Below are 19,834 nucleotides of genomic sequence, written 5' to 3' on the forward strand. Positions count from 1 at the left end.
ACAAATCTTCAAATTAAACCATTTTCAAATCACCCTTCAGTTTTCTTTCTTCGCTTTCTAAAGAAGTCAAAAACAAACCAACCTGCTAGGGCAATCAAAAAGTATTTAAAGTAGGAGATCGGTTCGCCATCGCCACCAACAGTGGTGAAAATACGGTCCCATCTGGGTTTTTCGTTAAAACGGATGCCGTCTTGAAAATTATCAAAGCTCAACCAAATAAATACGGGCTTGCCCACAATGTGGTCTTCGGCAACATAGCCCCAAGAACGACTGTCTTCTGAATGGTCACGATTGTCACCCATCATCCAATAGTAGTTTTGCTTAAAAGTGTATGAGTTAGCTTCTTCTCCATTTATATAGACCTTGTCAGCGGTGACTTTGACGTCATTATTCTCATAATCTTGAATAATCTTTTTATACAAAGGGATGGTCATCTTATTTATTGCTACAGTTGCACCAACCTCTGGTATGTAAATGGGTCCAAAATTGTCTGTGTTCCACTTATAATAGGGGCTTTGCGGAAAAACATTGATTCCCGGTTGTCCTTTGGGCGCTATCTTCATAACTACAGAATCAATACCTTCTTTCTTTTGCAACTCATCGGCAATCGCCAAGGTCATATTGGCAACGCGTTCTGTAGGAATCTCTTCTTTTAAAGAAAGACGCAATTGCCTGATGATGTTGGGCGGAATGCCATTTTCATCGGTATAGATCTTAGGATTGCCCTGCCCATCTCCACCTACTTGGTAGCCCAATTGTTGAAGGGCATTCAATTGGTTTTGGTTTAATCCGGTTGGGACATAAAATCGAAAATAGTCGGTGGCATCGACCTCGTTCAATAAACGTGTAGATACCCCCTTGCTTCCGTAGACTGTGTGGTCATACATTACTTTGGCCCTATCTGAAAGTTGAAGCCTTTCTCCGTTGATGTGTACAAAGCCATCAATGACCTCCAACGAGTCGCCTGGCGTTCCAACGGTACGCTTCACATAGTTGGATTTTTTGTCAATCGGTTTTTCCACTCCTTTTTCAGCCTTAAAGAAAACCCTGACAGTATCCGCTGGCCAACTAAAAACTGTGATGTCATTCTTTTTGACCTTTTGAAATCCGGGTAAGCGCATGTAAGGCAGTTGGGGCTTTCGAAGATAGGAACGAATGCCCAATCCGGGGATAGTATCATGTACCATGGGCGCAGCGATTGTCGTCATCGGCACTCGTGCGCCATAGTGAAACTTGCTCACAAAGAGAAAATCACCGACGCGCAATGTACGTTCCAACGAACCTGTTGGAATCACATAGGGTTGAATAAAATAGGTGTGTACAAAAGTGGCGGCGACTATCGCAAATACGATGGAGCTTACCCATTCGCCAAGGCCTGTTCTTGGTTTGAGGCTTCTATCCTCGATATACTTTACATCTTCAAAGTAGTTGATGTAGTAGATATAAAAACCGAGCGTCAATATGACCAACCAAGTATCGATGAGTTTGTTCTTGCCAAAACTTCGAATGGTCTCGACCCACACCACGGGAAACATCAACAAATTGATAATGGGTATGAACAATAAAAACACCCACCATGCCGGTCTTCTGATGATTTTCATCAAAACGATGCCATTATAAATGGGTACAGCGGCTTCCCAAGCTTTTCTTCCTGCTTTGAGATACAATTTCCAAGTGCCAAGAAAATGAATGACCTGTACTATCAGAATGAAAATGATCCACTGGGTTCCGTTCATGTCAGAATTTTGGTGTTAGACGTGCAAAGATACATTTTGTTACGTACTCGATAATCGAGATTTGAATGTTACGAATGTCGTGTCAAAATCAAAACCAAGGGTTCTTTTCAATACTTCGCAGGCTTTGCCAAAAGTAGCTTACTGAAGGCCGAGTACATCTTTCATAGTGAAGACCCCTTTTTTGCCCACAAGCCATTCCGCAGCGATTACGGCACCGAGTGCAAAACCTTGACGATTATGGGCAATGTGTTTGATTTCGATGGAATCAATAGCCGAATCATAGTGTACCGAATGTGTTCCGGGAGTATCACCGATTCGTTTTGAAATGATTGGAATTTCATTTTCTGAAGCATTTTCCATCTTCCAGGCACTGTAACTTGAATTGGATATGATGCCTTCGGTGAGGGTGATGGCAGTGCCACTGGGGGCATCCAGCTTTTGGGTGTGGTGTATTTCTTCCAATGCAACTTTGTAATCTTTAAAAGGCCCCATCATTTGGGCGAGTTTGGCATTCAGCTCGAAAAATAGATTGACCCCAAGGCTAAAATTGGATGCATAAATAAAGGCACCCTGTTTTTCTTTGCATAACGCTACGGCTTTATCGTACTGTTTCAACCAGCCCGTAGTACCCGAAACTATGGGTACGCCATAATCAAAACAATTCGTGATGTTTTTAAAAGCTGATTCAGGTATACTGAAATCAATGGCAACGTCCATAGCCGAGAAATCGACACTTTTGGTATGCTCATCAATTTTTGCGACAATGAAATGCCCTCTTTGGACGGCGAGCTGTTCAATCATTTTGCCCATTTTTCCATAGCCGAATAGCGCAATGTTCATGGACTAAAATTTTACAATCATCGTGAGGCCATAATTGGGATTTGAATCAATGGGATTCAAATCGAGATACGGCTTGATGTCCAAAACCAAGTCTTCATCCACATTATATTGCTTTAGATGGGCATCAACATTGGCATCAATGACGTTTAGGGCATATAGAACAATGGTAATGAGCAGGGCAAGATCACGATCGCGCTGAAAACGTTCTTGGGCATCTTCGAGAGCTGCATCGGAAACGTCGGCCATTCCATTGGGATTGCCATCTCCGTTTATATCAAAAAATTCATCGTCGGTAAACCCGGCCCGCCTTCTTTTAAACGCATTGCGAAAGCGGTTGTACTCGGTATTGTTGAACGAATACACATAGATACTAGTGCCCAAAGCCCCATAGACAATCGGTACTTTCCAATAACGTTTATTATAAACTTGGCCAAGCCCCGGTATCACTGCCGAGTAGAATGCAGCTTTGCTCGGGGCCAACGGATTGATGGGCTTTTTTTCAAAACTGACCGCATCAACCGTCACACCCTTTCGTTTCAAATCGGTTCTGAGGGAATCCACCGGGTTTTGAACGGTATCTTTCGGGCTTTCCTTTTTCTCATCCTCTTGTGCAAAACAGAAAGGTATTCCGAAGGAAAAAACCAACACGAAGAAAAATTGCTTAATCACCTGACAACAATTTTTTGAGGCGTTGAAATTCCTCTTTTGAATGAAAAGGGATGACAATTTTGCCCTTGCCCGTTTTTGAAGCGGAAACATCGACCTTGGCGGCCAAATGCTCTCTGATATCATCTATGCTTTTTTCAATAAAGCCCGGCAATTCTTTGGTCTTTGACGTTGGTTTTTTGGTCGTACCTCCTGTTTTTTCTTGTTGGTATTCTTTGACCAATTTTTCTGTGTCCCTGACTGAAAGTGCGTCAGAAACAATTTTTTCATACAGTGAGATCTGATCTTTCTTTTTTTCAATATTCACCAACGCACGGCCATGCCCCATGGTGATGAACCCATCTCTCATACCCGTCTGCACTATTGGGTCAAGCTTGAGCAACCGCAGATAGTTTGTAATGGTCGATCGTTTCTTGCCGACCCTGTCGCTGAGTTTTTCTTGGGTAACCTCTATTTCTTCTATCAAGCGTTGGTACGAGAGGGCAATCTCTACAGGATCAAGGTCTTGCCGCTGAATGTTCTCGACCAAGGCCATCTCTAACGATTCTTGGTCGTTGGCAATTCTTATGTAGGCAGGAATCGTTTTTAGCCCGACCATTTTCGAGGCGCGGTATCGTCGTTCACCGGATACCAATTGGTAGCGGTCAAAATCCACTTTTCTGACCGTTATCGGCTGAATGATGCCCAACTCTCGTATAGAGCTGGCCAGTTCTTTGAGCGCCTCGTCGCTGAAGTTAGATCTTGGCTGAAAAGGATTGACCTCAATGGTATCGATATCTAACTCGACCACGTTACCAATGACCTGGTCAGCATTTTTATCGCTTACCGATTTAATGTCGTTGTCTGGGTCTTTTAAAAGCGCAGATAGGCCCCTGCCCAAGGCCTGCTTTTTTGTTGCCTTCGCCATTTATACTATCGCTTTGTTCTTTTTTAGCAGTTCATTGGCCAAATTCAAGTAGTTGGCCGCTCCTTTGCTGCTCGCATCATATTTTATGATACTTTCTCCATAACTGGGAGCTTCGCTGAGTCTGACATTTCGTTGAATGATGGTGTCAAATACCATATCGGCAAAGTGTTTTTTGACCTCTTCGACCACTTGGTTTGAAAGACGGAGCCTTGAGTCGTACATGGTCAAGAGCATACCCTCGATATCCAAATCAATGTTATGGATTTTCTGAACGCTTTTCACGGTGTTCAACAGCTTGCCAAGGCCTTCAAGCGCAAAATATTCACATTGAATGGGTATAATGACAGAATCTGCGGCAGTCAATGCGTTGAGCGTCAAAAGCCCCAATGAGGGGGCACAATCAATCAACACATAATCATAAGCATTTCGGATATCGTAAAGTGCCTCTTTGAGCATGTACTCACGATTGTCTTTGTCGACCAGCTCTATTTCTATGGCAACAAGGTCTATGTGCGCCGGAATCAAATCTACGTTGGGAGAGTCGGTCTTAACAATCACATCACTTGCCGACAGCGTATGTTCCAACAATTGGTACGTGCCTTGTTCAACCCCATCTACATCAATGCCGAGACCAGAAGTGGCATTGGCCTGGGGGTCTGCATCTATCAATAACACCCTTTTTTCCAACACGCCAAGAGAGGCTGCAAGATTTACCGTTGTGGTCGTTTTTCCCACCCCTCCTTTCTGGTTTGCAATCGCAATTACTTTGCCCATTTTTCAAGTAAGTTAGGGGCTAAAAATACAATTAAATACAACGCCAAAGAATGGAATTTGTCAACAGTAAATGAACAAAGGGGCTATTTTGGGTTAAATAAAGTTAAACCTTTGTTTACCAAATCATAAAAGCCAAAAAATTGGAATAAATCGAACGAAATTACCTCGGCCTTCTATTTTGATTTAGCGGTTTTTTCTTGTACCAATCGTTTTTGTTCCAATGCTTCTGCCAATCGTTTTTCAATGATAGGTTCAATTACGGTTTTGCGTTTCTCGGTTTTTACAAAGGGGTAAAGTTCCAACTCATGCTGTATCTTGTCGGCATCGTTTTGGTACACATTGCTTCCAACCAGTGGCAGTTCACCCGAATCATAGAGACGTTGCTCTTTCTCGGCACTCTCTTTAGTTTTCCTTTGGATGGTGCCCTCTTTCAAGTTCGAAAGAAATCCCCCCCCTTTTTCCAGTTGCTTAAACAACAGTAGTGCCTTTTCGGCAAGTTGTTGGGTCAAGGTTTCGATGTAGTAAGTACCATTGACAGCATGGGCCACTTCAGAAAAATAACTCTCATTCTTCAAGACCAGCAATTGGTTTCTGGCCAATCGTTCTGAGAATTCATTATCTTTTTTGTACAGCGCATCGTAGGGTAGGTTGCAAACCGTATCGGCACCGCCCAAGATAGCTGCCATACATTCCGTGGTGGTGCGCAATTGGTTGACGTTGTAATCGTAAACGGACTTGTTTCTTCGTGAGGGAACGGCCAGAATGTGGCAAGCCCCATCAATACCGTATTCAGAGGTCAACGATTTCCACAACCATCTCAAGGCACGCAATTTTGCAATTTCAAAAAAATAGTTGCCACCGATGGCGACCTTGAAATTTACAGATAAAGACTTCTCGACTGCGCTCGAAGTGACATCAAGGTGGTTCAGGTACTCATTGGCATGTGACAATGCATAGGCCAATTGCTGTACGATGTTTGCACCTGTATTTTGATAGCGGGATGCATCTACAGAAAGGATTGAGATTTCAGCTCTGTTTTGGCACAGGGTATAAATTTCATCCAAAAGATGGTGGTCTTTTTCCTTGGAGTGAAACCAATTTCCAGTTTTGGCAAGATGGCCGAGCGGGTCGATATTTAGATGGATATTTGCCTTTTTTACATCCACAAATGTTAAAAGGGTTTTGACCGCAGCAACATCCAAAAACTGAAAGTCAAGATGCAATAGGGTAGTGGCCAGGTCAATATCTGACAACAGGGCTTCCCATGAAACGGAGGCATCGACAATAGTAAAAATAAGCCTCTCTACGCCGCTTTCGATTGCCCGGTGTGCCTTTTGATTGGCCTGTTTGTTATCCCCGACATAAATCGTTTGGGCAATTTGCCAATTGTGATTCTTGGCAATCTCAAATGGTGTGCCTTCATTTACATCCTCATCGGTGTAAAAAGGTTTTACCTGAATGCCTTCCACAGATTCCCACACCAAGGTTTCGTTGTAATCCTTGCCTTTGAGATCGTATTGTATTTTTTGTTTCCACTCTTTGGCAGAAACTTTTGAAAATTCACCGAAAAGGGATGCATCAGTCATTTTTCTTCTGTTTTACACTGTCTTCGTACTCTATGAGATAAATTTCTTCATTTTCCCGCTTCATATAGTATTTTTCACGGGCATATTTTTCGAGCCCATCTTTGGTCGATAGTTTTTCTAGTTCTTCTTTATCCTTGGCAATCTCGGTTTCCAGAAATTGCTTTTGGCTTTCCAATTTTTTGATTTCTTTTCGTAGTTCGTGGTGGATCAACAATGAATTGGTATCAAAAAAGAGCATCCATATCACAAAAATGGTCAATACCAACACATAGGTGTTCGTCATGAATTTGAACCATTTTTTTTCTTTCAGTTCCCTCCAGCCCATCCTATTTTAATTTATCGTTGATGATGGTGCGCACCATATCGACCGCGACCGTGTTGTAATGGTTGTTGGGTATGATGAGGTCGGCAAATTCTTTCGAAGGTTCTATAAATTGGTTGTGCATGGGTTTTACCGCAGTTTGGTAGCGGTGGAGCACTTTTTCCAAATCATGGCCACGTTCTTTGATGTCACGCTGCAATCTGCGTATGAGGCGTTCATCAGAATCGGCATGCACATAGATTTTGATATCAAAGAGCTCCCGCAGCTCTGGGTTGCTCAGCACGAGTATGCCTTCAATGATCATGACTTTTCGAGGACTTACCGTTTCGGTTTCGTCCAACCGCGTTTCCTCGACAAAAGAATACTTAGGTTTTTCAATGGATTTACCTTCCCTTAACTCTTTCAAATGCTTAATCAGCAGCTCAAAATCAATGGAATTGGGGTGATCAAAGTTGACCTTGCCCCGTTCTTCTTTCGTGAGGTGCGAGAGGTCGTTATAGTAAGAATCTTGCGAAATGACCCCCACCGTATCTTTGGGAAGTTCATCCACAATCTGTTTGACCACGGTGGTTTTACCGCAACCTGTACCCCCCGCTATTCCAATGATGAGCATTGATGAAAGTTTGACCCAAATGTACACATTTGAAAGCATCTCTTGAAGTCAGGGTTTGCCCAATTTTCAATACATAGATATAACAAAAGCACTGTTGGGAATATGACATTATTCATGAAATCACGAAACATTTCAGGTTAGTTTTGATGAAAGAGTTATCTTAGAAAACACTTCAGATATCCTTAATCCACATGGAAAAAAAATACAAACTCAAGGTCAATAATCAATATGAGTTTCAATTGGCCGAAAACGATCTGAAATCTTTGGATTCGGTCAAAACCGGAACAGATTCCCTTCATATATTGGAAAATAACCAATCGTACCATGTAAGTTTTGTTTCAGAAGATTTCAATGGAAAAACATATCAGGTCAAGGTCAACAATACCAGTTATGTGGTAGAAATTGCGAATCCGTTGGATTTGCTGATCAATGAAATGGGATTTGCCCTGAATTCGGCAAGTTTGGTCAGTAGCATTGAGGCTCCTATGCCAGGCCTTATCCTTGAGGTGCCTGTTGCTAAAGGACAAGAAGTACAAGAAGGTGATGCCCTGCTGATTCTCGAGGCTATGAAAATGGAGAATACGATTACCTCTCCCCGAAACGGAATCATAAAAAGCATCACTGTAAAACAAGGACAGGCAGTAGAGAAAAAACAAACATTGATCACTTTTGAATAAGAGGTTATGAACAAAATATTGGTCGCCAATAGGGGCGAAATTGCTATTCGCGTGATGCGGACAGCAAAAAAAATGGGCATAAAAACGGTAGCTGTTTTTTCAGAGGCTGATAGAAATGCCCCCCATGTTCGATTTGCGGATGAGGCGGTGTGTCTGGGGCCACCGCCATCCAATCAATCCTACTTGTTGGGTGATAAAATAATTAAGGTTGCCTTGGATTTAGATGTGGATGGCATTCACCCTGGATATGGTTTTCTGAGTGAAAACGCAGACTTTGCAGAAGCTGTAGAAAAAAATGGACTGATTTTTATTGGTCCGAAATCCCACGCTATTCGGGTAATGGGAAGCAAACTTGCCGCCAAAGAGGCCGTGAAAAAATACGACATCCCCATGGTTCCAGGAATCGAAGAGGCCATAACCGATGTCGACAAGGCCCATAAAATCGCAAAGGAAATCGGATTTCCCATCCTGATAAAAGCTTCTGCAGGTGGTGGTGGAAAGGGGATGCGCATCGTTGACCGAGAAGAAAATCTTGAATCACAGATGACACGTGCCATAAGTGAGGCGACCTCTGCATTTGGTGATGGTTCCGTATTTATTGAAAAGTATGTCACTTCCCCCAGACATATTGAAATTCAGGTGATGGCCGATACCCATGGCAATATTCTACACTTTTTTGAACGTGAATGTAGCATTCAACGCCGTCACCAAAAAGTTGTGGAAGAGGCACCGTCATCCATTTTGACTCCAGAACTGCGCAACGAAATGGGCATTGCGGCCACCAAAGTTGCCAAGGCATGTGATTATGTTGGGGCGGGTACGGTCGAATTTTTGATGGATGCCGACCATAAGTTTTATTTCTTGGAAATGAATACCCGTTTACAAGTGGAGCACCCTGTTTCTGAACTCATCACTGGAGTGGATTTAGTGGAGCTGCAAATCAAAGTGGCCCGTGATGAAGTATTACCGTTTGAGCAGGAAGACCTGAAGATAAATGGGCATGCCATGGAGCTTCGGGTCTATGCCGAAGACCCTTTGAATGATTTCTTGCCGAGTGTCGGAAGGTTGAAACGCTACCGATTGCCCGCAGGTGAAGGCATTCGTGTCGACAATGGTTTTGAAGAGGGGATGGATATACCTATCTACTACGACCCGATGTTGGCCAAATTGATCACGTATGGCAAGACCCGTGAAGAGTCCATAGCGTTGATGACCAAGGCCATTGAGGCCTATGAGGTGGAAGGAGTCCAAACGACCTTGCCTTTTGGGGCTTTTGTCATGCAGCACGAAGCCTTCCGTTCAGGTAATTTTGATACGCACTTTGTCAAAGACTACTACGCTCCAAAAATGATTCAGCAAGCCAAGGAACAAGAAGCGAGAATCGCTGCCCTGGCTGTCTTGCAGCGCTATTTTGGAGACCAAAAACAACTAAAACTTCCTACAAACTGATTTCAATGGATGATAAGTTAAAAAAACTGGAAGAGCGCATGGCACTGGCCCATCTGGGTGGTGGCGAAAAGCGTATTGAAAAGCAGCATGCCAAAAAGAAATTGACGGCAAGGGAACGTATTGATTATCTCTTGGATGAGGGCTCGTTTGAAGAAATGGGTATTTTGGTCACCCACCGCACCACTGATTTTGGCATGGACAAAGAAATCTATTTTGGTGATGGTGTGGTCACCGGGTATGGTACCATTGATGGGCGATTGGTCTATGTGTACGCACAGGATTTCACAGTTTTCGGTGGCGCACTCTCTGAAACCCATGCCGAAAAAATTTGTAAGGTGATGGATTTGGCAATGAAGGTGGGGGCACCCATAATTGGTCTGAACGATTCTGGTGGGGCCCGAATACAGGAAGGGGTAAAGTCTTTGGGCGGTTATGCTGATATTTTTTATCGAAATGTGCAGGCCTCAGGAGTGATACCACAGATTTCAGCCGTGATGGGTCCCTGTGCTGGCGGGGCAGTTTATTCTCCTGCCATGACAGACTTTATCATTATGGTCGAACAAACAAGTTATATGTTCGTCACGGGCCCAAACGTGGTCAAGACGGTTACCAATGAAGAGGTGACTTCAGAAGAGTTGGGCGGTGCAAGCACCCATGCTTCAAAATCTGGTGTGGCCCATAAGACATCACCCAACGACGCGGCTTGCTTGCAAGACATCAAAAAACTATTGTCTTATTTGCCACAAAACAATCAAGAGAAACCAGAAAAGTTACCCTATGGGTTGGGAGATGAAGTTCGAGAACAGTTGCGGAACATTGTGCCAGACAATCCCAACAAACCCTACGACATGCACGATGTAATAGCGGGCATCATTGATGAAGATTCCTTCTACGAAATACATAAAGATTATGCGGAGAACATCATCACAGGCTTTGCCCGATTGGGTGGCCGAAGCATCGGAATCGTCGCCAACCAACCTATGGTATTGGCCGGGGTTCTTGATGTGGACAGCTCCATTAAAGGGGCTCGGTTTACCCGTTTTTGTGATGCCTTCAATATTCCCCTTTTGGTTTTGGTCGATGTGCCGGGCTTTTTACCGGGTACTGACCAAGAGTGGAATGCCATCATCACGAATGGAGCAAAATTATTATACGCATTAAGTGAAGCGACGGTGCCAAGGGTGACCGTTATTACGAGAAAAGCATACGGTGGGGCCTATGATGTGATGAACTCCAAACATATTGGGGCCGATTTCAATTTTGCATGGCCAACCGCTGAGATTGCCGTGATGGGGGCCAAGGGTGCCAGTGAAATTATCTTTAGGCGCGAAATTGCCGCTGCCGACGACCCCGGAGCAAAGCTCAAGGAAAAAGAAGCTGAGTATGCGGATAAATTTGCGAATCCCTATCGTGCGGCAAGACGGGGCTTCATTGATGAGGTGATTTTGCCAGAGCATACCCGTAGAAAATTATTGAAGGCTTTTGCCATGTTGGAAAACAAGCAAGTGGAAGCCCCATGGAAAAAGCATGGGAATATTCCGTTGTAAAAAACAAGAAGCTGTCTCAAAAGCCGAAATAATCATTATTGTCAGGTTGAGCGCAGTCGAAACCGAATTGAAAATCAACATGATGACAGCTTTTCGATTTTAGCCTGTCTTGAGCGCAGCCGAAAGGCTCAAATTGACATTTTCATGACTTTTAAGTAAGCTTTCTAAGCTTTTTCCTTAACAAAACAATCACACCTAAAACTTCACCAGTTAAAGGGGTAGCTGTACTTTTGCCGAATGCAAAAAAGTGCTGACAAACCTAATTTCGAATTTATCGCTTTGATGGCGTCTTTGATGTCAATTGTGGCCTTGGCCATTGACACCCTATTGCCCGCCATACCCAATATTGGAGAGACGATAAATAGTTACGATTCCGCTGAGCACCAACTCTTTGTGACCATGATTTTTTTGGGCTTGGGTTTTGGGCAACTCTTCTTTGGGCCGCTTTCTGACCAATATGGACGCAAACCCATGGTCTATGCCGGTTTTGTCGTATTTGGCGTGGCCAGTGTCATTTGTTTGTCGGCGCCAAACCTTGAGATGATGGTCATCGGTAGAATTCTTCAAGGGATTGGACTTTCGGCCCACAGAACCATTGCCATTTCGATTATTCGTGATTTGTACAAGGGTGACTATATGGCCCGCGTGATGTCTTTTGTAACGGCATTTTTCATTTTGGTGCCCGTGGTGGCACCCGCTATCGGAAAGTTGATTCTAGATTTGTTCAATTGGCAGACCATATTTTATGTGCATTTGTTTTTGGCATTGATGCTATGGATATGGTTCTGGAAACGCCAACCCGAAACGCTACACCCGGAATACAAGATCAAGTTTTCACTGAAAAGTTTTGTGGCGGGCACCAAAGAAATGTTACGTTTTCCCGAAACGGTGGCGTTTACCTTTATTTCCGGTTTGGTGACAGGGGCGTTTTTGGTGTACCTGAGTTCTGCCCAACATATTTTTGAAGACCAATACGGCATGCGTGAGGCTTTTCCGTATCTCTTCGCCGCCTTGGCAATTTCGATTGGCACCTCAACCTTCACCAACGGTACCATGGTGTTGCGTTTTGGCATGCGAAAGCTTTCGCTGGCGGCCACCATTGCGTTCAGTTGCATTGCATTGGTCTATGTTTTACTTTTTTGGAATTCGCCCAACCCCAGTGTTGTGGTTTTGGTGTCTTTTCTGTTCTTTCAGTTTTTCTGTTTGGGCTTTATGTGGGGCAATTTTCGCTCCATTGCCATGGAGCCTATCGGACATATTGCGGGAATCGGTGCTGCCATCAACGGCTTTGTTTCGACCATGATTTCAGTGCCCATCGCTTCGTGGATCGGTTCCTATTTGGATAAAACGGCCCTGCCATTGTTTTTGGGCCTTTCCATTTGTGGATTTCTTTCCGTGGCGATTATTTTGGTCGCCAGAAGAAGAAAAAGATTGGTGGCCGTGTAGGCTTCTGCATAGTGCTGTCTACTTTTTTATTCCGATTATAAATAGCCAAAGGTAGATTCCATTTTTTTATTATTAGTCGTTGGTAGTTGTCTTTTTATGGGCATAGCCTAGAAAAAAAGACTCCCATTTCTCAGATACATCGTTGTATTTAAGAAACTCCTGTTTGATGGAACCATCATCTTGCCTGGACCAAACACCCCTTACCGGGGAACTTTTTTCACCATTATTGGGATACATGGTTCCTTCGAGCACCATATCTCCGTTTTCGTCAAGACTTCCTGAATAGTCTATATGGAACGTTGGGCTCATCCATACCTGTCGCCAAAGTCCTGTAGCTGGGTCTACAAAGCTCATTCCTGTGCCCGAACTTCCAGAATTTGTGATCCACTCCTCAAGAATCAAACAGCCATTTTCACGTTTTGTATAAATTTGTTCGCCAATCTTTTTACCATTGACAGTTAAAAAATCCCACGTTCCTAACACAAAATCAAAGTCACGATAGGGTTTTTCATTGGAAGTACATAAAATTTGAGGTGCTGTATTTGCTTGTGAAAAAGAGGATACGGTGATAAAAAGAGAGAAAAAGATTGGAAAACAGGTTTTCATCGTCTAAGCCTTTCACACAAGACGATTTTGTCATGGATTTGTTACAGTTCGTTATCGGTGACTTTGGTATAAAAAATTTCACCACTGCACGAATCTTGAGTTGCCCCGGTCACTGATTTGAGCACATTGATTTCCCCCTCATTTTTGAGAACACCCATGAGGCAAAAGACCAAGGCCTCCTTAAAATTGATGAGTTTTTTATTGGGAACGACAACTTTGCACTGGCCGTTCAGTTTTTCTTCTAGGGTTTGGATAAAAAAATCGTTGAAGGCTCCACCACCGCATACCAATATTGTCGTGTCTGTATTAGCGCTGTTTTTTTTCAGCTCTACGGATATCTGTTCGCAATTATGAACAATAAGGGTGTGCAATAAATCTTCGGGTGAAGCGTCGGAGTGTTCGATGAGCGGAAGCACTTTTTCTGTAAACCACTCGTAACCTGTAGATTTGGGGTAGGGCAGTTGGTAATAATCTAATGTGTTCAGTGCTTCAAGTAATGATGGTATCAGTTTTCCCGAAGCCGCCAATTTTCCGTTCTCATCGTATTCCAATCCAATTTTTTGGGTGATGTGGTTCAAGGGCATGTTGGCCATGCCAATATCATAGGCAATTCGTTTTTCATCCTTTTTAAAGGAAATATTGCTGATACCGCCCAGATTCAAGCAAAAATCATACTCTCCGAATAGGAGTTCGTCACCGATGGGTACCAGAGGGGCACCCTGTCCGCCCAGTTTTACATCCAAGGTCCTGAAATTGTTAATCACCTGTTGCACCGATGCATTGGCCAATTCTTGCCCTTCACCCAACTGAAAGGTAATACCCTCATCGGGCCTGTGGTGCGAAGTATGGCCATGGCTGGCGATAAAATCGATTTTCAAGCCGTGTTTTGAGATAAAATCTTTGGCCTGCTCGCCCAACCATTTTCCGTAATCAAGATGCAACTGTTCATGTTCCTTTTCCGAGAGATGAATGGCGTTTTTGAGTCGTTCTTTCAGCTTTTCGGAATAGCCGATGGTTGTCGCCTGATGGATGCTGTAGTTCCACTGCCCATTTTCTTGCCAAAGTTCACAATGGGCGATATCGAGGCCATCCAAAGAGGTGCCCGACATCATACCGAGAATATTATATTTTTTCATATTTTCTGCAATGTAAAGATTATGGATATAGGCTTCAATTCATCGTTTACGACCTCTTGCAAGCGCAAAGTAACATTGTCAATTTGGCCCAAATTGTTGGCCCAATCTTCTATGGTTCGTGCATACCAAGAATGCCCGCTGACAAAGTTTCCGGGCAGCCCTTTCCAAGCATCATCAAGCCACTGTGATTTGTACGGCAATTCGTTTGCTATCAAAAAATAGGGGTGCAGCGTCTGTATCAGGATTTTTCCATCATCGGAGAGATTTTTAAGGGTCTGCCGCATCAGTTCTTTCAAACCCTCTTTTTTGTAAAGGCAGAAATTGTAAACTGCCAAATCAAACGGACCTTTTTCAATGATTTTTCCAGCGATCAATTCTTCAAACGTCATTTGAAGGTAGGTCTCCGAACCTTTTTTCCGGGCATTGTTCAAAAGTGGTTCAATGGCATCGATGCCCATGGCACTGATGCCCATCTCGGTCATTTGCCGCGTCAACCAGCCTTCACCACAACCGATGTCAACCGCTTTTTTTGCCTCTGTGCCCTTGATTGCTTCAATAATGGCCTCGTTGGTATATTTTCTTGACTCGATACCGCCACCTGAGAGTAATGAAATCCACTCTTCGGCATTCTCGTTCCACGATTTGATGATGGGGTCATCCATTTTGCCAAACATTTAAGGTCACGGGAAGTTTTCCCTTAGCATCTAATTTTCCTAAAAAATGTTGCAGGGTCACTTCTTGAAATTCCTTGAAATCTTGATACACCACGATAACGGCCTGTGCTTTTTGCCAATCCAATAAATTCAAAAAGAAAGGATTTCCGAACAAATACAGAACGCAATCCTTTTCAAGCACCATTCTGTTAATGGCGTCAATTTGCATATCCGTGAAGCCAAAATTGCCCTTGGGCTTTGCGTTTGGTGGAAAAATACCCAGCACACAGCTATTTGGGTTGCTTTGATAGGATTGCAGTTCAGACGCAAAAAAGTTGTTTTTGGCATCTCCGAATTGAACATAGTGAAAACCGCTTTTTCTAAAATTGTCCAAATCTTTTTTGGCACCCTTTAAAAATGTCAAACTTTCCTTGGCCAATTGATGGTTGAGGTTTGTTTCTTTTGGAATGGTTGTGTCGTGCCCGTCCACCGAAAATGCCTTCTGTTTGAGCTTCCAGATACGCTCAAAACTGCTCTCGATGCGATGTGGCGCAGCATGTTCCATTATTTTTTTGATGCCCGCCTCAACGTTGTCGGCAAAACAGAGCACATCGTTGCCGGCCGCAAACGCTTGATATTCCACATCACCTTCCTGCGAAAAATCCTTTGAAATGGCATGCATGTTCAGGGCATCTGAAATTATCAGCCCTTTATATTTCAATTCCTTCCTCAAAAAATCGGTGATGATTTCTTTGGATATGGAAGCGGATATGGATTTACCACCGCTCAAGGCGGGAACGGCCAAATGCCCCACCATGACCGAATCCACCCCATGCGCTATCAGTTTTTTAAAGGGATAGAGCTCTTGCTGGAGCAGCGTTTTTTGGTCCTTATCGATTTTTGGAAGCCCCAAGTGCGAATCCACCGCCGTGTCGCCATGCCCTGGAAAATGTTTGACGGAGTTCAGGATTCCGACAGACTTCATACCATCGAGGTAGGCACACGCATATTCGGTGACCTTTTCTCGATCGGCACCAAAAGAGCGATAGCCAATCACCGGATTTTCAGGATTCAGGTTGATGTCGACCACGGGTGCCAAATTCCAGTGGATTCCCGCTTTTCTGCAATCCATTCCGATTTGTCGACCCACCTCAAAAACCAGATCAGCCCGATTTTGCATGGCTCCCAACGTCAATGCGTACGGATATTGTGGCGTATTTTCGATGCGCATGGCCAAGCCCCATTCCGCATCAATGGCAATGAGCAATGGATATTTAGCTGCTTTTTGATACCGTTCGATCAGTTGCAACAGGCGTTCATAGCTTTTTTCGTTGTGCACCACCTTCTTTTTGCCTTCAAAATTGGTGGCGGCACTGGCTCGGCTGTGAAAAAAACAAATACTTCCGATGTGGTGTTCCGCAATCAGTGTCTCAATGTTCCGCACCTCTTCTTCAGTATCGTTGATAAAGGCTGCGGGCATAAAACACTGCCCCAGTTTTTCAGCTAGGGTCATTTTTTTGGCAGCCTCTTGATATGTCATCAAATCAACCATCGTTTACCGTTGATTTTTTTCCATAATCTGCAGGATATTTCAAAAACTGAAGCAATATGATGGCCGGGATGGCCGCAATGACCACCCAAATAAAGAATCCGCCATAGCCCAACCACTCTTGCACATAGCCACTGATCATGCCCGGCAGCATCATGCCCAAGGCCATAAAGCCAGTGGCAATGGCATAATGACTGGTTTTTGAGGCACCCTCAGCCAAATAGATGAGGTACATTAAAAATGCGGCAAAGCCAAAGCCATAGCCGAACTGCTCCAGCACCACAGTGCCCACCACGGCGACCAAGCTTGAGGTTTTGGTAATGGCCAAAATCGCATACAGCACATTGGGCAGGTTGAGCGCCAAGATCATGGGTAACATCCATTTTTTGAGTCCATCCCTTGAAATCAATATGCCGCCCAAGATGCCCCCCAATGAAAGCATGATGAGCCCGACCGTGCCGTAGATGGTTCCAACAGCTTCGGTGGAGAGTGCCAGCCCACCTGCTTCTTTCTCATCCAACAGAAAGGGTGACGCCATTTTGACCAACTGTGATTCGCCCAAGCGATACGTGAGCACGAATGCCAAGCCCAGCCAAATCTGTTTTTTCTTGAAAAACGAAGCGAATACTTCGAAAAAACTGGTGGGTTTTTCGAGACTTTTCGAAAAAGCGGACTCAAATTTTGGGGTGGCAAAAAAGTTGGAAATGGTCAAAGCCAACATCAACACCGCTGCACAGATCATGGTCATTGACCAGGCCTTGGCATTGTCACCATATTGATTTTCCAAAAACCCGGCAAGAATGACCAAAAGCCCCTGCCCAGTAATCATCGCCAATCGATAAAATGTGCTGCGTACCCCAATAAAAAAGGATTGCTTTTTTTCGGTCAGCCCAATAAGATAATAGCCATCTGCCGCAATATCGTGGGTGGCAGAGGCGAAGGCGGCCATCCAAAAGCAGGCCAGCGTGGTCACGAAAAAGATATTGGTCTGCAGCGTTAGGCCGATGCCCAAAAATGCCAAGCTGATGATGAGCTGCATCAACAAGAACCAATTGCGTTTGGTGCTCTTTAAATCCACAAAAGGACTCCACAACGGTTTGATGACCCATGGCAGGTACAGCCAACTGGTATACAGCCCGATATCGGCATTGCTGATGCCCAAACGTTTGTACATGATGACCGAAACCGTAACGACCATGATGTAGGGGATGCCTTGGGTAAAGTACAACAACGGAACCCAATACCAGGCATTTTTGTTCTTTGGGATGCCCGTCATTTTTTGTGTTTCAATAGATTCTGATAAATACTGACCTCAGAGTTTTCAATGATTTTGGCCTTGACGGTTTTTTTATAATAGTCTGCAGGGCCGACCCCACCAATGATGCCGTAGACATACCCCATTTGTTTAAGGCCTTGCAAAGCTTTGACCAAAAGTAGTTTGCCGATGCCCTTACCACGTTCTGTATCGAGCACGGCGGTAGGCCCAAAAAAGTTTTTGGCCGTACATTCAAAGCAGGCGAAGCCTAAAATTTCTTGTTTGCGTTGTGCGATGTAACAGTTTGCCGGTGAGCTTGCGAATGCCACAGCAACCTCATCGGCCCAATTCTCGGAAAAGTGCGCTCGCACCCAATTTACGACAATGGACTTTTCTGGGGCAATGGGTCTTCTAAAGATGATTTTTTCGTTCTCCTCAAGGCTTTTTTCTTCAGCGGAAATATTGGGCAAATCCACCAACCGCACCAACATGTCATTCATAAAGCTTCTTTTAGATTAATGGTTTGCAGTTCAGTTTTGTTTCCATACATGTCTTGGATGCTAAATCCGAGATATTTAAACTTTCGGGATGCAATGAAAATACAACTTTCGGATTCATTTCTAGGAATATAGCCCCGTTGTAAAAATTGTTTTTCTTTGGGATTGGATGGATTCTTCAATCCGTAAATTGACACAAACCGGGGAATGGAATCAAAATGGGAAACACAGAGTTCAATACCTTTTCCTTTTTTTGATAGCTTGGCAACAGCAGGAAGCCGTTCGGTCAATGCTTCATTCTTTTCAATTGGAAAAGCAGTAGGATATTTGTAGAATTTTTTCCTCAGAAACTTGACCACATCTTCATGTTGCCCCATCAAAGACTTGGCGCTGAAGAACACATTGCCTTGAACTTCGGGCAGGTTTCTGGCCATGGCCAACTGTTTGGGCAATTCTTTTTTATCGTTCCAAGCCTCATCGGCATTGTTCCTGATTTTGTAGGGGCCGTTGCCCATGTACAATTCGGTGTCTTCTGTTTGGCTGGCCCACCATGTCGCTATTTTTTCGTGGGAAGCGGCAGGGTAGTGCATGCTCCAGTACGCCTGAGGAACGATATAGTCAATCCATCCTTTTTCCATCCAAAGCAAAGGGTCGGCGTATAAATCTTCATAAGTGGTCTGGCCAGCTTTGGTGTCTGAACCAAGCGGGTCAGTCGATTTGTTTTTCCAAACCCCAAACGGACTGATACCGAACTGAACCCATGGTTTGTTGTGCCGAATGGATTGATGTACATTTTTGACCAATGAATCGACGTTGCTGCGTCGCCAATCTCCCAATGTTTGGTTGGGTAGGGCATGGGTCGCATACTCCAAAGAATCATTGAAAACCTCACCCTGTATTTTGTAGGGATAGAAATAGTCGTCAAAATGCACCCCATCAACATCATAATTTTTGACCACTTCGGCCACCACTTCGGTCAAGTGCTCCCATACTTCAGGGATACCCGGATTGTAGTAGTACTTTTTTCCGTATTTCAGCATCCAATCCCGATGCTTATAAAAATCATGTTTTGTAGTATCGAGTAGGGTCGTGTCTAAGTCAAACGTCGCACGATAGGGATTGAACCATGCATGAAACTGCATGCCCCGTTCGTGGGTGCGGTCGAGCATCCACTGCAATGGGTCTTCGAACCTCTGTTTTGGTTGCCCTTCCTTGCCTGTCAGAAACCGTGACCAAGGCGCTTTTTCAGAGGGATAAAAAGCATCTCCGGCCGTACGCACCTGTACAATCAAGGCATTAAAATTTAGCTCGTCATAAAAATCAAGAATGCGAAGAAAATCCTTTTTTTGCTTGGCTACGTGGTCATTGCCATTTTTGGGCCAGTCGATATTGACCACAGTGGCGACCCAGACCCCTCGGAATTCTTCCTTGGGATACTTCTCGTATTTGAGACCAGAACAAGAAGCAGCCAAAAAGAATAGGCATAATAATACTATGAAAAGCGGTTTTTGCATACTGATTAAAAAAGGCCTACTTAATGTATTGTAGGCCTTTGAAACTAATTAACAAACTTAA

General features: G+C 44.0%; 19 protein-coding genes. 4 read left to right on the forward strand and 15 right to left on the reverse strand.

The annotated features are described in order from the left end of the window. Positions 1-29 precede the first annotated feature (29 nt). The 8 genes from lepB to udk form a co-directional block, all read right to left on the reverse strand. Positions 30-1,736 carry a signal peptidase I gene (gene lepB, locus AAAH86_RS02135; RefSeq protein ID WP_343485849.1) on the reverse strand — a complete coding sequence of 569 codons (1,707 nt, stop codon included), beginning with the start codon at positions 1,734-1,736 and terminating at the stop codon, positions 30-32. Between the two features lie 138 nt (positions 1,737-1,874). Beyond that, the gene (gene dapB, locus AAAH86_RS02140; RefSeq protein ID WP_343485850.1) at positions 1,875-2,576 is read right to left on the reverse strand and encodes a 4-hydroxy-tetrahydrodipicolinate reductase; all 702 of its coding nucleotides are present in this window, start codon (positions 2,574-2,576) and stop codon (positions 1,875-1,877) included. 3 nt (positions 2,577-2,579) lie between these two features. Continuing rightward, entirely contained in the window at positions 2,580-3,245 is a 666-nt protein-coding gene (locus AAAH86_RS02145) for a DUF5683 domain-containing protein (RefSeq protein ID WP_343485851.1), read from the reverse strand. Next, positions 3,238-4,149, reverse strand: coding sequence for a ParB/RepB/Spo0J family partition protein (locus tag AAAH86_RS02150; RefSeq protein WP_343485852.1), 912 nt, complete (start codon positions 4,147-4,149; stop codon positions 3,238-3,240). Before AAAH86_RS02150 ends, AAAH86_RS02145 begins: the two co-directional genes overlap by 8 nt. Further along, the gene (locus tag AAAH86_RS02155) at positions 4,150-4,923 is read right to left on the reverse strand and encodes an AAA family ATPase (RefSeq protein ID WP_343485853.1); all 774 of its coding nucleotides are present in this window, start codon (positions 4,921-4,923) and stop codon (positions 4,150-4,152) included. Between the two features lie 173 nt (positions 4,924-5,096). Continuing rightward, on the reverse strand, positions 5,097-6,509 hold the full coding sequence (locus tag AAAH86_RS02160; protein ID WP_343485854.1) for a methylmalonyl-CoA mutase subunit beta: 1,413 nt from the start codon (positions 6,507-6,509) through the stop codon (positions 5,097-5,099). Next, entirely contained in the window at positions 6,502-6,834 is a 333-nt protein-coding gene (locus tag AAAH86_RS02165; RefSeq protein WP_343485855.1) for a septum formation initiator family protein, read from the reverse strand. The genes AAAH86_RS02160 and AAAH86_RS02165 overlap by 8 nt, the downstream gene beginning before the upstream one ends. 1 nt (position 6,835) lies before the next feature. Further along, a complete protein-coding gene (gene udk / locus AAAH86_RS02170) occupies positions 6,836-7,444 on the reverse strand; it encodes a uridine kinase (protein WP_343485856.1) in 609 nt (202 codons plus the stop codon). Positions 7,445-7,635: 191 nt separating this feature from the next. On the opposite strand from udk, the gene AAAH86_RS02175 reads away from it, so the two are divergent. From AAAH86_RS02175 to AAAH86_RS02190, 4 genes are all read left to right on the forward strand, one after another. Next, positions 7,636-8,121, forward strand: coding sequence for an acetyl-CoA carboxylase biotin carboxyl carrier protein subunit (locus AAAH86_RS02175; RefSeq protein ID WP_343485857.1), 486 nt, complete (start codon positions 7,636-7,638; stop codon positions 8,119-8,121). A 6-nt stretch (positions 8,122-8,127) separates the two neighbouring features. Further along, the gene (accC, locus tag AAAH86_RS02180) at positions 8,128-9,570 is read left to right on the forward strand and encodes an acetyl-CoA carboxylase biotin carboxylase subunit (RefSeq protein ID WP_343485858.1); all 1,443 of its coding nucleotides are present in this window, start codon (positions 8,128-8,130) and stop codon (positions 9,568-9,570) included. A 5-nt stretch (positions 9,571-9,575) separates the two neighbouring features. Beyond that, complete coding sequence (locus AAAH86_RS02185) at positions 9,576-11,117, forward strand: acyl-CoA carboxylase subunit beta (protein ID WP_343485859.1); 1,542 nt, start codon at positions 9,576-9,578, stop codon at positions 11,115-11,117. Between the two features lie 237 nt (positions 11,118-11,354). Next, positions 11,355-12,563 carry a multidrug effflux MFS transporter gene (locus AAAH86_RS02190; RefSeq protein ID WP_343485860.1) on the forward strand — a complete coding sequence of 403 codons (1,209 nt, stop codon included), beginning with the start codon at positions 11,355-11,357 and terminating at the stop codon, positions 12,561-12,563. 72 nt (positions 12,564-12,635) lie between these two features. Here the strand turns inward: AAAH86_RS02190 and AAAH86_RS02195 are convergent, their stop codons facing one another. From AAAH86_RS02195 to AAAH86_RS02225, 7 genes are read right to left on the reverse strand one after another with little or no spacing between them, the layout of a single operon-like run. Then, on the reverse strand, positions 12,636-13,169 hold the full coding sequence (locus AAAH86_RS02195; RefSeq protein WP_343485861.1) for a hypothetical protein: 534 nt from the start codon (positions 13,167-13,169) through the stop codon (positions 12,636-12,638). 41 nt (positions 13,170-13,210) lie between these two features. Next, positions 13,211-14,305, reverse strand: a complete 1,095-nt coding sequence (locus AAAH86_RS02200) for an anhydro-N-acetylmuramic acid kinase (RefSeq protein WP_343485862.1) — start codon at positions 14,303-14,305, stop codon at positions 13,211-13,213. Further along, on the reverse strand, positions 14,302-14,967 hold the full coding sequence (locus tag AAAH86_RS02205) for a methyltransferase domain-containing protein (protein ID WP_343485863.1): 666 nt from the start codon (positions 14,965-14,967) through the stop codon (positions 14,302-14,304). The genes AAAH86_RS02200 and AAAH86_RS02205 overlap by 4 nt, the downstream gene beginning before the upstream one ends. After that, positions 14,960-16,510, reverse strand: a complete 1,551-nt coding sequence (locus AAAH86_RS02210; protein WP_343485864.1) for a glycoside hydrolase family 3 protein — start codon at positions 16,508-16,510, stop codon at positions 14,960-14,962. The genes AAAH86_RS02205 and AAAH86_RS02210 overlap by 8 nt, the downstream gene beginning before the upstream one ends. Further along, positions 16,503-17,783, reverse strand: a complete 1,281-nt coding sequence (locus AAAH86_RS02215; protein WP_343485865.1) for an MFS transporter — start codon at positions 17,781-17,783, stop codon at positions 16,503-16,505. The genes AAAH86_RS02210 and AAAH86_RS02215 overlap by 8 nt, the downstream gene beginning before the upstream one ends. Beyond that, positions 17,780-18,262, reverse strand: a complete 483-nt coding sequence (locus AAAH86_RS02220; RefSeq protein ID WP_343485866.1) for a GNAT family N-acetyltransferase — start codon at positions 18,260-18,262, stop codon at positions 17,780-17,782. Before AAAH86_RS02220 ends, AAAH86_RS02215 begins: the two co-directional genes overlap by 4 nt. Continuing rightward, a complete protein-coding gene (locus tag AAAH86_RS02225; protein WP_343485867.1) occupies positions 18,259-19,773 on the reverse strand; it encodes a family 10 glycosylhydrolase in 1,515 nt (504 codons plus the stop codon). The genes AAAH86_RS02220 and AAAH86_RS02225 overlap by 4 nt, the downstream gene beginning before the upstream one ends. Positions 19,774-19,834: the final 61 nt, after the last annotated feature.

Origin of the sequence: Allomuricauda sp. d1 (genome assembly GCF_039592695.1) — a bacterium.
GTDB lineage: Bacteria > Bacteroidota > Bacteroidia > Flavobacteriales > Flavobacteriaceae > Flagellimonas_A.